The 12,064-nt window shown below is 63.6% G+C and carries 13 protein-coding genes; 10 read left to right on the top strand and 3 right to left on the bottom strand.

The genetic code is table 11. From position 1 onward, the window contains the following. Positions 1–186 precede the first annotated feature (186 nt). The 4 genes from BN1132_RS18650 (at position 187) to BN1132_RS18635 (ending at position 3,744) form a co-directional block, all read left to right on the top strand. Positions 187–750 carry an NnrU family protein gene (locus BN1132_RS18650; protein ID WP_042079315.1) on the top strand — a complete coding sequence of 188 codons (564 nt, stop codon included), beginning with the start codon at positions 187–189 and terminating at the stop codon, positions 748–750. A 59-nt stretch (positions 751–809) separates the two neighbouring features. Next, positions 810–1,346 carry a glutathione peroxidase gene (locus BN1132_RS18645; RefSeq protein ID WP_042079314.1) on the top strand — a complete coding sequence of 179 codons (537 nt, stop codon included), beginning with the start codon at positions 810–812 and terminating at the stop codon, positions 1,344–1,346. 83 nt (positions 1,347–1,429) lie between these two features. After that, the gene (locus tag BN1132_RS18640) at positions 1,430–2,365 is read left to right on the top strand and encodes a LysR family transcriptional regulator (protein ID WP_042079313.1); all 936 of its coding nucleotides are present in this window, start codon (positions 1,430–1,432) and stop codon (positions 2,363–2,365) included. 182 nt (positions 2,366–2,547) lie between these two features. After that, positions 2,548–3,744: a NupC/NupG family nucleoside CNT transporter gene (locus BN1132_RS18635; RefSeq protein WP_042079312.1), complete on the top strand. Its 1,197-nt coding sequence runs from the start codon at positions 2,548–2,550 to the stop codon at positions 3,742–3,744. 368 nt (positions 3,745–4,112) lie between these two features. On the opposite strand, the gene BN1132_RS18630 is transcribed toward BN1132_RS18635, so the two are convergent. Continuing rightward, the gene (locus BN1132_RS18630) at positions 4,113–4,607 is read right to left on the bottom strand and encodes a methylated-DNA--[protein]-cysteine S-methyltransferase (RefSeq protein ID WP_042079311.1); all 495 of its coding nucleotides are present in this window, start codon (positions 4,605–4,607) and stop codon (positions 4,113–4,115) included. Positions 4,608–4,638: 31 nt separating this feature from the next. Further along, positions 4,639–5,055, bottom strand: a complete 417-nt coding sequence (gene arfB / locus BN1132_RS18625) for an alternative ribosome rescue aminoacyl-tRNA hydrolase ArfB (protein ID WP_042079310.1) — start codon at positions 5,053–5,055, stop codon at positions 4,639–4,641. A 201-nt stretch (positions 5,056–5,256) separates the two neighbouring features. On the opposite strand from arfB, the gene glnK reads away from it, so the two are divergent. From glnK to BN1132_RS18600, 5 genes are all read left to right on the top strand, one after another. Continuing rightward, on the top strand, positions 5,257–5,595 hold the full coding sequence (gene glnK / locus BN1132_RS18620; protein WP_005332325.1) for a P-II family nitrogen regulator: 339 nt from the start codon (positions 5,257–5,259) through the stop codon (positions 5,593–5,595). A 218-nt stretch (positions 5,596–5,813) separates the two neighbouring features. Continuing rightward, complete coding sequence (locus tag BN1132_RS18615; protein WP_042079309.1) at positions 5,814–6,818, top strand: Fe(3+) ABC transporter substrate-binding protein; 1,005 nt, start codon at positions 5,814–5,816, stop codon at positions 6,816–6,818. Between the two features lie 39 nt (positions 6,819–6,857). Beyond that, positions 6,858–8,483: an ABC transporter permease gene (locus tag BN1132_RS18610; RefSeq protein ID WP_042079308.1), complete on the top strand. Its 1,626-nt coding sequence runs from the start codon at positions 6,858–6,860 to the stop codon at positions 8,481–8,483. Between the two features lie 44 nt (positions 8,484–8,527). Continuing rightward, positions 8,528–9,562, top strand: coding sequence for an ABC transporter ATP-binding protein (locus BN1132_RS18605; protein ID WP_042079307.1), 1,035 nt, complete (start codon positions 8,528–8,530; stop codon positions 9,560–9,562). 89 nt (positions 9,563–9,651) lie between these two features. Continuing rightward, positions 9,652–10,557, top strand: coding sequence for a Dyp-type peroxidase (locus BN1132_RS18600; RefSeq protein WP_042079306.1), 906 nt, complete (start codon positions 9,652–9,654; stop codon positions 10,555–10,557). An 84-nt stretch (positions 10,558–10,641) separates the two neighbouring features. Here the strand turns inward: BN1132_RS18600 and argR are convergent, their stop codons facing one another. Further along, positions 10,642–11,112 carry a transcriptional regulator ArgR gene (gene argR, locus BN1132_RS18595; RefSeq protein WP_005308670.1) on the bottom strand — a complete coding sequence of 157 codons (471 nt, stop codon included), beginning with the start codon at positions 11,110–11,112 and terminating at the stop codon, positions 10,642–10,644. A 200-nt stretch (positions 11,113–11,312) separates the two neighbouring features. Between argR and BN1132_RS18590 the strand changes: the two genes are divergently transcribed. Continuing rightward, the gene (locus tag BN1132_RS18590; protein ID WP_042079305.1) at positions 11,313–12,053 is read left to right on the top strand and encodes an ATP-binding cassette domain-containing protein; all 741 of its coding nucleotides are present in this window, start codon (positions 11,313–11,315) and stop codon (positions 12,051–12,053) included. Positions 12,054–12,064: the final 11 nt, after the last annotated feature.

Here is a 12,064-nt window from a genome sequence, read left to right as displayed (position 1 = left end):
CGGCCACACCCAGCCCCGTGTAGCGGATGTGGCTGCCTCGCGGCAGACCTTCTGACGCACCTTGCCGATCCCAGGATCGGCTTTTTTATTATCCCGCTGTCTTTTATATGGTTTTTGTATTCTGGCGAGGGGCTTTGCGGCATAGTGATCTCCTTATTGCGAGGAGCCATCTTTGAGGAACAACCCATGATCCTGCTGACCCTGGGGGTAGTGTTGTTTGCCCTGACGCACCTCTATCCCTGTTTCGCCGCGACCCATCGCGCCCGTCTGCGTGAGCGGCTGGGGGAGAACCGCTACAAGGGGCTCTTCTCGCTGCTGGTGTTCGTCGCCATCGGCTGCATCCTCGCCGGCTGGCGCAGCGCCAGCCCGTTGCCGCTCTATTTCCTGCCTCCCTGTGGGCCGACTCTGGTGATGGTGGCCATGCCCGTCTCGCTGATCCTGCTGTGCGCAGGCCAGGGCGCGAACCATTTCCGGCGCTGGCTGGTGCATCCCCAACTGCTCGGGGTGCTGCTCTGGTCGGGGGCCCATCTGACGGTCAACAGCGAGGCCCGCTCCCTGGTGCTGTTCGGCGGCATCGGCCTCTGGGCACTGGTCAGCATCGTCTGGATTTCGGTGCGGGACTGGCAGCAGAAGCCGCGGCCCGAGGCGAGCTGGCAGGGGACCGGGATCAGCCTGGGGGCCGGGCTGGCGCTCACGGCCCTGCTCATCTTCTGGGGCCACGGCTGGCTGACCGGGATCCCGCTGCACTGATCCCTGAACCAGGTTCGGGGATCTTGCGTATGATGGAGAAAACCCGAGGAGTCACGTCGATGAAATGGTTCACCCTGCTGTTGTTGCTCGGCTCGGGCGCGGCGTCCGCCGCCTGCCCCGACTACTTCAACGTGGAGATGCGGGAGCTCAACAGCACCCAGCGCCACAACCTCTGCCGGCTGACCGAGGGCAAGGTGGTGCTGGTGGTCAACACCGCCTCCTACTGCGGGTACAGCGGCCAGTTCCGGGATCTGGAGGCGCTCTACCAGGGTTACAAGGAGAAGGGGCTGATGGTGCTGGGCTTCCCCTCCAACGACTTCTGGCAGGAGGCGGGCAACGAGAACAAGACCGCCGAGGTGTGCCGGCGCGACTACGGGGTGACCTTCCCCATGTTCAACCGGGTGGCGGTGCGTGGCTCGGATGCGGTGCCCCTGTTCAAGGGGCTGGCGGCCGCCGCCGACGGTGACGCCCCCAACTGGAACTTCCACAAATACCTGGTGGGCCGCGATGGCAAGCTGATTGCGAGCTATGGCGCCAACCAGAATCCGGCCGACGACCCTCTCAAGCGGCAGATCCTCGAGGCGCTCGGGCGCTGACCCTATCCCACGGCGGGCGGCTCTGGAATAATGAGGGGCCCGCCATCCACCCTGGTTATGCCGTGCTGCAACGTCTTCCCCAAATGGTGATCTTCGACGCCCTGGTCCGCGAGCAGGGTATCTCGGCGGCCGCACGCCGGCTCGGGGTCTCCAAGTCCCACATCAGCAAGCAGCTCGCCCTGCTGGAAACGGCGCTCGGGGCCCAGCTGGTGCAGCGCACCACCCGCCGCTTCGCGCTCACCGAACTGGGTCAGGAGTATGCCCGCCACTGCCGCGCTCTGGTGGCGGTGGCGCTGGAGGCGGAATCCATGGTGGCGGAGCGCCGCGGCAAGGTGAGCGGCGTGCTCCACCTGGGGGTGGGCCAGTCCTTCGGCCGACTGCACGTGATCCCGCGGCTCAAGGCGTTTCAGGCGCGCTACCCGGATCTGGAGCTGGAGGTGTCCCTGTTCGATCACCGCACCAACCTGGTGGACGAGGGGCTGGATCTCTGGATCACCACCTACGAGGACAAGCCTGAGGCCCTGGTGGGGCAGCGGTTGGCGGACATCGGCTTCGTGCTGGTGGCCTCGCCGGACTATCTGCTGAGTCACGGCACGCCGCTGCATCCGAGGGATCTGGCCCGCCACAACTGCATCACCTACCAGAGCCGGGAGCGGCGCTACCACGAGTGGTCGTTTCGCCAGGGCAAGGAGCGGCAGACGGTGCAGGTGGCGGGCAACTACCGGGTGGATCTGGCTGAGGCGGTACGGGACGCCGCTCTGGCCGGGCTCGGCATCGCCTATGTGGCCAACTACCTGCTGGACAAGGAGTTGCAGTCCGGCCAGCTCATCCCCCTGCTTCCCCAGTGGCAACCGAACCAGAAGATGGCGGTGCACGCCGTCTATGCCAGGCGAGAGCATCTGGACCCCAAGATCCGCCTCTTCATCGACTTCCTCAAGGAGTGCTTCGGACCCGAGCCCTACTGGGCGCAGCGGCTGGCCCCCTGGCTCGGGGGCAAATTGTCCGGCCTGGAGGAATGATCGTTTCCATGCAAGAACGCTGGCTTGAGTCCGGCTTCAAAGTCGAGTCAAATCAATCAGTTGACGCAACCGATATCGTGCAAACGTTTTTGCTAACAGGGTTGTAACCAGGCTGGCTTGCAGTGGCGAGGGCAGGGGAGCAGAATCCGCGCCCATCTTTTGCCCCACTGGATGGAATCCCCATGATCGCCCTGCTTGGTATCCTGAGCATCCTGGCCCTGGCCGCACTCTGCTCCGATAATCGTCGTCGTATCCCGTTGCGAACAGTAGGCTTCGCCCTCTGCCTGCAAGTGCTCTTCGCCGCCCTGGTGCTCTGGCTGCCCGCCGGCCAGCAGGCGCTCAACGGCGTCAGCGAAAGCGTCAGCAGCGTCATCGGTTACGGCCAGGAGGGGATCGCCTTCCTGTTCGGGGATCTGGCCAAGTTCAAGCTGGGCTTCATCTTCGCCTTCAACGTGCTGCCGGTGATCATCTTCTTCTCTGCCGTGATCGCCATCCTCTACCACATCGGCCTGATGCCCAAAGTCATCGCCCTGCTTGGCGGCGGACTGCAGAAATTGCTGGGTACCGGCCGCGCCGAGAGCCTCTCCGCCACCGCCAACATCTTCGTCGGCATGGTGGAAGCGCCCCTGGTGGTCAAACCCTATCTCTCCAGGATGTCCGACTCCCAGTTCTTCGCCGTGATGAGCTGCGGCCTGGCCTCGGTGGCCGGTGGCACCCTGGTGGGGTACGCCAGCATCGGGGTCGAGCTGAAGTACCTGATCGCCGCCGCCTTCATGTCCGCGCCTGCGGGGCTCGCCATGGCCAAGATCCTGGTGCCGCCCGCTGCCGAAGAGGTGGATCATCACGAGGACGTGGAGATCCCCCGCGCCACCAACGTCATTGAAGCGGCCGCCGATGGCGCCATGGCGGGTCTCAACATCGCGGTTGCCGTGGGGGCCACCCTGCTGGCCTTCGTCGGGGTGATCGCCCTGCTCAACGGCCTGCTGGGCTGGGCCGGTGACCTGGTGGGGCTGGAGTTGAGCTTCCAGATCATCCTGGGCTGGCTGTTTGCCCCCGTCTCCTGGCTCATCGGGGTGCCCTGGGAGCAGGCCCAGGCGGCTGGTGCGCTTATCGGCACCAAGATCGTCATCAACGAGTTCGTCGCCTTCATCGCCCTGGTACAGGATCAGACACTGAACGAGTCGAGCAAGGCCATCGTCACCTTCGCCCTGTGCGGTTTTGCCAACATCTCCTCCATGGCGATCCTCATCGGCGGCCTGGGGGCCATGGTGCCGGAGCGCAAGTCCTTCATCGCCCGCTACGGCATGCGCGCCATCCTGGCGGGGGTGCTGGCGAACCTGATGAGCGCCTCCCTGGCGGGGTTGTTCCTCGCGCTCTGATGCCAACGCATCGGACAGGAGCCCGCTTCGGCGGGCTTTTTTGTGGCCGGACGACGGACAAAAAAAGCGCCTCTGGGGAGGCGCGGGGAAAAAGACAGATTGGAAGCGTCACATGGGTGCCACCTGGATGAGGGATGAGCCGTGCCATCCAAGTGTGACGCCATGATGCCTGACGGTGTCTGAAGCCCTTCTGAGGCGATTCTTCATACTCTGTTCATTTTGGAAATGCTGCCTGATGCCTGTGTGGTGCAGGACTCATGCTGCATTCATTCAAATGACTAGAGTTTTATCTTGCCTCCTCGCAAGGGGCTTATCCCCGGCAGCTTGCTGCGCCAGCAACCAACGCTTGATGGGGTGCCGCCTGATGGTCAGGGGGTCAGCGTGAAGTTGTCGGCAGTCTGTTGCTCCAGCGCCAGCAGCCAGCGTTTGATGGGGATGCCGCCGGCATAACCGGTCAGTGCGCCGCTGCGACCGATCACCCGGTGGCAGGGCACTATGATGCTCAAGGGGTTGCGGCCGTTGGCGGCGCCCACGGCGCGCACCGCCTTGGGGTTGCCGATGGCCTGGGCAATCTCGAGGTAGCTGACGGTCTCGCCATAGGGGATGTCGCACAGGGCGTGCCACACCGACTGCTGGAACGGCGTTCCCCGGGCGGCGAGGGGCAGATCGAACTGGCGCAGCCGGCCGGCGAAGTAGGCGGCGAACTGCTCGACGAAGGGGGCCAGGGCCTGATCATCCCGTTGCCATTCCGCCGTCGGGGTGACCGGCTGCTCTCCCCGGACGAACTCTACATAACGCAGGCCATGCCGATCGATGGCGACGAGCAGGGGGCCGTGACGACTCTCGCAAAAACTGTATTGCATCCTCTTCTCCTCCGGAGGGCGGCAAGGCAGGTCACTCCAGCCCGGGTTTGCCGCGGGCGGACTTGATCTCGCCCTTGCGCTTCTTGGCCTCGACCCGCTTGCGCTGGGCGCTGCGGGTCGGCTTGGTGGCGTGACGCGCCTTGGGGCGCCAGGCGGCTTTTTTCAGCAGCTCGGTCAGGCGGCTCATGGCCTCCTTGCGGTTCATGTCCTGACTGCGGTGGGTCTCGACCCTGATCTGGATGAAGCCGTCGTGGACCCGGCTGTCGGCGAGCCTCTCCAGCCCCTCCTTGTAGAGGGGGGGCAGGCTGGGGGAGTCTCTGTAGTCGAAACGCAGCCAGACGGCGGAGTCGGTCTTGTTGACGTGCTGCCCCCCGGCCCCCTGGGCTCGCATGGTCTGGAACTGCAGCTCATGCCAGGGAATGATCACGCTCTGGGAGATGACTAACATGGGGCGATGCTCTCATTTGGTGCATCAAGGGAGTCTGGTGCAGCTTGGTGCCTCATTATGGGGCGAGATGCGCTTCCTTGGTGATCCTGAGCCGTAATGGCTCAAGGGTTGATGGCTATCTTAATGAAAATAAACAATAAAAATACTTGGCACAAGAATTGATGACCCATTCGTGACATACCATGGATTGGGAGCAACCAGATGAAGCTGATTACTGCGATTATCAAACCCTTCAAGTTGGACGACGTGCGCGAGGCCATCGCCAACCTGGGGGTGGAAGGCCTGACCGTCTCCGAGGTCAAGGGCTTCGGTCGCCAGAAGGGGCACACCGAATTATACCGGGGGGCCGAGTACCAGGTCGACTTCCTGCCGAAGGTAAAGCTGGAGATCGCCACCGCCGACGAGAACGTGGAAGGGGTGATCGAGGCCATCTGCAAGGCGGCCTACACCGGCAAGATAGGTGACGGCAAGATCTTCGTCTATGACCTGTTGCAGGCGGTGCGGATCCGCACCGGCGAGAGCGACGACGAGGCGCTCTGATACCCCGCGCCGCGGGGCCGTGAAGGTCCGGCAGCGACGCCTCGGCGGGGAGAGGCTGTCATCAAGGGACCGGATGAGACATCATTCGGTCCCTTTCATTTGTTCAATGGTTAAATATGTGATCCTACCTCCCTGAAGCGCCTTGATCCTGAGGCCGTGACTCGTGCAGAATGCAAACAAAAATGGTTATCAATCGATACGCACACAAGGAACGGACAATGAAAATGAAGATGCTGGCGCTGGCTCTCTCCACCCTGGCCGCCCAGTCGGCATTCGCCGCTGAAGTGAACGTCTACTCCACCCGTCAGGATGAGCTGATCAAGCCCATCATCCAGCAGTTCGAGAAGGAGACCGGGATCAAGGTCAACGTGGTGTTCGCCAAAGAGGGGCTGAACGAGCGTCTGGAGCGGGAAGGCAAGCTCTCCCCGGCGGATTTGATGCTGACCGTCGACATCAGCCGCCTGACCGACCTGGTGAACAAGGATCTGGTGCAGCCGGTGGACAGCAAGACCCTGCAGGAGAATATCCCCTCCATCTATCGGGATCCGGAGAACCGCTGGTTCGCCCTGACCACCCGGGTGCGCGCCATCTACTCCAGCAAGGAGCGCCTCGGCAAGCTCGCCACCATCAGCTACGAAGATCTGGCCAAGCCTGAATTCAAAGGAAAAATTTGTACCCGCAGCGGCAAGCACGAGTACAATGTGGCGCTGGTTTCCTCCATGATCGCCCATCACGGCATGGCGGATGCCAAAACCTGGCTGGAAGGGGTCAAGGCCAACCTGGCACGCAAGCCGCAGGGCAACGACCGGGATCAGGTCAAGGCGATCAAGGACGGCATCTGCGATGTCTCCCTGGGCAACAGCTACTACCTGGGCGCCATGCTGAAGGATCCGGCGCAGAAGTCCTGGGCCGAGGCGGTCGAGATCAACTTCCCGAACCAGGGGGATCGCGGTGCCCACGTGAACGTGAGCGGCGTGGCCATGACCAAGTACGCCAAGAACAAGGAGGCGGCCCAGAAGCTGATGGAGTTCCTCTCCGGCGACACCGCCCAGCACATGTATGCGGACGTGAATGCCGAGTACCCGGTCAAGGCCGGGGTGGAACCCTCCGCCATGGTCAAGTCCTGGGGCAGTTTCAAGTCTGACTCCCTGCCGGTCAGCGACTACGCCAAGCATCGCAAGGACGCCTTGCAACTGCTTGATGAAGTGAAATTCGACTTGTAATCAGATGGGGCCGATGGCCCCATCAACATCTGTGGACTCATGAAACATTTTGGATGGATTGCCGGCAGCTGGGCCACCGCCCTGCTGCTGGGTTTGCCGGTACTTGCCCTCGTCTTCTCCGCCTTCTCGGCCGACGGGGATCTGTTTGCCCACCTTGCCGATACGGTACTGACCGATTACCTTCGCAACACCTCGGGCCTGGTGCTGGGGGTGGCGGCGCTCAGCCTGTTGTTCGGGGTGCCTACCGCCTGGCTGGTGGCCATGTGCCAGGTGCCGGGGCGCCGCGCCCTGCAGTGGGCGCTGATGCTGCCCATGGCCATGCCCTCCTACATAGTGGCCTACGTCTATACCGATCTGCTGGACTACTCGGGCCCGTTGCAGGCGGGGCTGCGCACCCTGTTTGGCTGGCAGAGCCCGGCCGACTACTGGTTCCCGGCCATCCGCTCCCTCGGCGGTGCCGCCTGGGTGCTGGCCCTGGTGCTCTTCCCTTATGTCTATCTGCTGGCGCGCGCCTCCTTCCTGGAGCAGTCGGTCAGCCTCATTCACTCCAGCCGGCTGCTCGGCTGCACCCCCTGGCAGAGCTTTCGCCGTCTCAGCCTGCCGCTGGCCCGCCCCGCCATCATGGTGGGGGTATCCCTGGTGGCGATGGAAACCCTGGCGGACTTCGCCACCGTCCACTTCTTCGCCATCAACACCCTGACCACGGCGGTCTATGACACCTGGCTCGGTTACGGCAGTCTGGCCACCGCCGCCAAGCTCTCCTGCCTGATGCTGCTGGCGGTGGTGCTGCTCATCGCCATTGAGCGTCGTTCCCGCCAGCGCCAGCAGGTGTTCCAGAAATCCATGGGGTTCGAGCAGCCGATGCGCTATCCCCTCAAGGGAGGGCGCCGCGTGCTGGCGGCGATCTGGTGCTGGGGCCTGGTGCTGGCGGGCTTCGTCCTGCCGTTCGCTATCCTGCTGGACTACGGGGTGCGCTATTTCGCGCTGTCGTGGACGCCGGAGTTCGTTCGCTTCGCCGGCAACAGCCTGACGGTCTCGGCGTTGACCGCACTGCTCGCCATGGCCATCGCCCTGCTGCTCGGCTTCTTCCGCCGTCTTGACGGGGGCACCCGCAGCCTGCTGCCCCTGCGCATCGCCGCCATGGGCTACGCCATGCCGGGCACAGTGCTCGCCATCGGGGTGCTGGTGCCGCTGACGGCGCTGGACTTTGGCATCAACGATCTGGCCGACTGGCTCGGGATGCAGGGGCCGGGTCTGCTCTTGACCGGCACCCTCACCGCCATCGTGTTCGGCTACCTGGTGCGCTTCGTGGCCATCGCCATCGGCTCGGTGGAGAGCAGCATGAACAAGGTCTCCCCCAGTCTCGACATGGCGGCCCGCTCCCTGGGGCAGGGGGCGGGCGGCATGCTGCGGCGTATCCACCTGCCGCTGGTGCGACGCGGCCTCTTTGCCGGCGCCATGCTGGTATTCATCGAATCCATGAAGGAGCTGCCTGCCGCCCTGTTGCTGCGGCCGTTCAACTTCGAGACCCTGGCGACCCACGTCTACCAGTTCGTCTCGGACGAGATGCTGGAGCGGGGAGCGCTCGGCGCCATCGTCATCGTGCTGGTGGGGCTGGTCCCCCTGGTCTGGATCAACCGCAGTCTGGACGGCCCGGGCCACTGAGCGCGTCGTCCCGCCCGGCGTCAACACGCGAGAGGAAAAGTACCTTGTCCTGCCTGAATATCGAGAAGGTCAGCTGCCGCTACAACGGTCGCAATGTGCTGGAACAGCTATCCCTGACGGTGGCCGACAACGAGATCGTCTGCCTGCTGGGGGCGAGCGGCTGTGGCAAGACCACCTTGCTCAAGGCCGTCGCCGGCCTGTTGCCGCTGGCCGAAGGGGAGATCCGTCTCGGCGATATGCTGCTGGACGGAGAGGGCCAGAGCGTGCCGCCGGAGGCGCGCCACATCGGCATGATCTTCCAGGATTACGCCCTCTTCCCCCATCTGACGGTGGCACAGAATGTCGGCTTCGGGCTGATCCGGCTCGATCGCGGCAGCCGCCAGCAGCAGGTGGAAGAGGCGCTGGCGCTGGTCAATCTGCAGGGCCTGGGGGAGCGTTATCCCCATCAGCTCTCCGGCGGCCAGCAGCAGCGGGTGGCCATCGCCCGCGCCCTGGTCTGCAAGCCGAGGCTGATGCTGCTGGACGAGCCCTTCTCCAACATCGACACCCAGGTGCGGATGAAGCTGATCCTCGAGATCCGTACCCTGCTCAAGCAGCAGGGCATAGGGGCCATCTTCGTCAGCCACAGCAAGGAGGAGGCGTTCGCCTTCGCCGACCGGCTGGCGCTGTTTCGGGCCGGTCACATCGAGCAGGTGGGGCAGCCTGAGCAGCTCTATCGTCGCCCACAGAACCGCTTCGTGGCGGAATTTCTCGGCGGGGTCAACTATCTGGCGGCCGAGGTGGTGGACAGCCACTGCGTGAAGACCATCCTGGGCACCATCTGTGGCCAGGAGCCCCATGGCCGTACGGTCGGGGAGCGGCTGCAACTCATGCTCAGGCCCCAGCAGCTGGCGCTGACGGCGGCGGCTGATGGCGAACTCGAGGTGCGGGAGCAGCACTTCCTGGGTCATCACTGCCGGGTGCTGGTGGATTGTGCCGGCCAGTCTCTGGAGGCCAGCATCGGCGAGCCCCTGGAAGGGAAGAGGGCGCGGGTGACCGTGGCCCCCCATGCCCTGGTGTTGTTTGACCCTTTGCCCTGATGGCGTGATATCGTCGTGAAATCAATGAACTGGGGTTGCACTGGTTTATAATCGCGCCACGCCTTTAGCCAATGTCTTTGGAGAGAGAAATGAAAGCCCAAGCCGGGATCTGCGCAGAGCCGAATCTGCATGCCCTCTATCTGATGTTCAATCGCACCGGCGACGGTGCCGCCCTGGCGGCCCGCCTGGCCAGCCTGCCGGCGCTGTGGGACGCGGTGAGCGCCGACTTCCCCGATGCCGCCTTCAGCGGCCTGGTGGCCGTGGGTGCCGAGGGCTGGGATGCCATCTATCCGGTGGCCCGTCCACCCCAGTTCCGCGGCTTTATGGCGCAGGAGGCCAATGGCAACAAGGCGCCGAACACTCCGTTCGATCTGTTCGTGCAGCTGAGGGCCGACCGGGTCGACGTGCTGCACCACGCCGGCCAGCGGGTGATGGCCCTGCTGGCCGGACTGGTGGTGCTGGCCGAAGAGGTGCGCGGTTTTCGCAACCTCGACTGCCGGGATCTGACCGGCTTCGTCGACGGCACCGAGAACCCGCAGGATGAGCACAGGGCCGAAGTGGCGCTGCTGGACGGCGGCGAGTTCGCCGGCGGCTCCTATCTCCACGTGCAGCGCTGGGTCCACGCCATGAGCGACTGGGAGAAGCTGGCCCTGAAGGAGCAGGAAGACATCATAGGCCGCACCAAGGTGGACAACATCGAATACGAGTCCGCCGACAAGCCGCTCACTTCCCACATCAAGCGGGTCAACCTCAAGACCTCGAAGGGGGAGTCCATGGAGATACTGCGCCAGAGCATGCCCTGGGGCACCATGAGCGAGCAGGGGCTCTACTTCATCTCCTGCTGCCGCACGCCGCTGCACTTCAACGCCATGCTGGCCAGCATGTACAAGGGGGAGGGCAGTCACTTCGATCACCTGCTGCGCTTCACCCGGGCGGTGACCGGCGCGGCCTTCTTCGCCCCGTCCGTCGACTTCCTGGAGGCCCAGGGCCGTTAAGCCTGTCTTACTCGCAGATAACAAAAATCCCGGCCTTGGCCGGGATTTTTCGTTCGGGATGCCGTCTCGACGACGGCCGCCCGATCAGGGGGTCTGCTCGAACAGTTCGAGGGCGGAGAGGTAGAGCTCCTCGATGTCGGTGTCGCTGGTCGGCGTGATGAAGATGGTGTCGTCACCGGCGATGGTGCCGAGGATCCCTTCGGCCTTGCCGAGGGAGTCGAGCAGGCGGGCGATGAGCTGGGCCGCCCCCGGGCTGGTGTGGATCACCACCAGGGCGCCGTTGTGGTCGACGTCAAGGACCAGATTCTTGAGGGGGCTGGAGGTGGTGGGGACACCCAGCTCCACCGGCAGGCAGTACACCATCTCCATCTTGGCGTTGCGGGTGCGGACGGCGCCGAAGCGGCTCAGCATGCGCGAGACCTTGGACTGGTTGATGTTCTCGAAGCCCATCTCTTGCAGGGCAGTCACTATCTCTGCCTGGGAGCCGAATCGCTCCTCTTTCAGCAAGGCTTTAAAGGCCTTGGCCAGTTTTTCTTGCTTGTCGTTATGTTTCATCTTGGACTCACGAATGAGGGGGGTGACCGCCTGTCACGCTCAGGCGGCAGATACGAACAGCGCTGCTATTTTGCATTCATATGCCTCTTTTGGCAAGGAAGCGGCGCTTGTTCTGCATATTGATTCAAATATAGCTTGCATCAATGTATGCCGGCGCTAGAATCAGGACGAAATTTTGAAAACTTATTCAATTGGGCTGTATGGGTATCGAATTAATCGGCGTCGAAAAATCCTGGCACAAGGTGCCGGTATTGCAACAGGTGAGCTTTCGGACCGCTCCCGGCGAGACCTTGGTATTGCTGGGCCCGAGCGGTGCGGGCAAGAGCTCCCTGCTGCGCATGATGAACCTGCTGGACACCCCGGACGCCGGTGTGCTGCGCATCGCGGGCAGTGAATTTTCTTTCCCGTCCAGCCTCTCCGCCGCCGAGTTTAACCGTCAGGCTCAGGCCTTGCGCCGCAAGGTGGGCATGGTGTTCCAGCAGTACAATCTCTGGCCCCATCTCACCGTGATGGAGAACCTGATCGAAGCCCCGGTCAAGGTGCTCGGCATGAGCCGAGAGGCGGCCATCGACAAGGGGGCCTACCTGCTGGCCCAATTGCAGCTGGCCGACAAGCGCGATGCCTGGCCGGCACGCCTCTCCGGTGGCCAGCAGCAGCGGGTGGCCATCGCCCGTACCCTGATGATGGATCCCCAGGTGCTGTTGTTTGACGAACCGACTGCGGCCCTGGACCCCGAAATTACCAAAGAGGTGGCGGAGATCATCCGCACCCTGAGCCAGACCGGCATCACCCAGGTGGTGGTGACCCACGAGGTGGAGTTCGCCCGCAAGGTGGCCAGTCAGGTGATCTATCTGGAGAAGGGGCGGATCATCGAATCCGGCACCGCCGCCATCTTCCAGGCCCCGCAAACCAGCCGGTTTGCCGAATTCTTGATGCATTGATATTGAGTCGA

Origin of the sequence: Aeromonas sanarellii (assembly GCF_000820085.1) — a bacterium.
GTDB classification, from domain to species: domain Bacteria; phylum Pseudomonadota; class Gammaproteobacteria; order Enterobacterales; family Aeromonadaceae; genus Aeromonas; species Aeromonas sanarellii.
Note: the sequence above shows the minus strand (reverse complement) of the source record. Positions and strands in the feature narration are given on the sequence as shown.

Coding starts and splice junctions, on each gene's coding strand:
- BN1132_RS18645 (WP_042079314.1), top strand. CDS start 810: ATGAAATGGTTCACCCTGCTGTTGTTGCTCGGCTCGGGCGCGGCGTCC.
- BN1132_RS18635 (WP_042079312.1), top strand. CDS start 2,548: ATGATCGCCCTGCTTGGTATCCTGAGCATCCTGGCCCTGGCCGCACTC.
- BN1132_RS18650 (WP_042079315.1), top strand. CDS start 187: ATGATCCTGCTGACCCTGGGGGTAGTGTTGTTTGCCCTGACGCACCTC.
- BN1132_RS18630 (WP_042079311.1), bottom strand. CDS start 4,607: ATGCAATACAGTTTTTGCGAGAGTCGTCACGGCCCCCTGCTCGTCGCC.
- BN1132_RS18640 (WP_042079313.1), top strand. CDS start 1,430: ATGGTGATCTTCGACGCCCTGGTCCGCGAGCAGGGTATCTCGGCGGCC.
- arfB (WP_042079310.1), bottom strand. CDS start 5,055: ATGTTAGTCATCTCCCAGAGCGTGATCATTCCCTGGCATGAGCTGCAG.
- BN1132_RS18590 (WP_042079305.1), top strand. CDS start 11,313: ATGGGTATCGAATTAATCGGCGTCGAAAAATCCTGGCACAAGGTGCCG.
- BN1132_RS18600 (WP_042079306.1), top strand. CDS start 9,652: ATGAAAGCCCAAGCCGGGATCTGCGCAGAGCCGAATCTGCATGCCCTC.
- argR (WP_005308670.1), bottom strand. CDS start 11,112: ATGAAACATAACGACAAGCAAGAAAAACTGGCCAAGGCCTTTAAAGCC.
- BN1132_RS18610 (WP_042079308.1), top strand. CDS start 6,858: ATGAAACATTTTGGATGGATTGCCGGCAGCTGGGCCACCGCCCTGCTG.
- glnK (WP_005332325.1), top strand. CDS start 5,257: ATGAAGCTGATTACTGCGATTATCAAACCCTTCAAGTTGGACGACGTG.
- BN1132_RS18615 (WP_042079309.1), top strand. CDS start 5,814: ATGAAAATGAAGATGCTGGCGCTGGCTCTCTCCACCCTGGCCGCCCAG.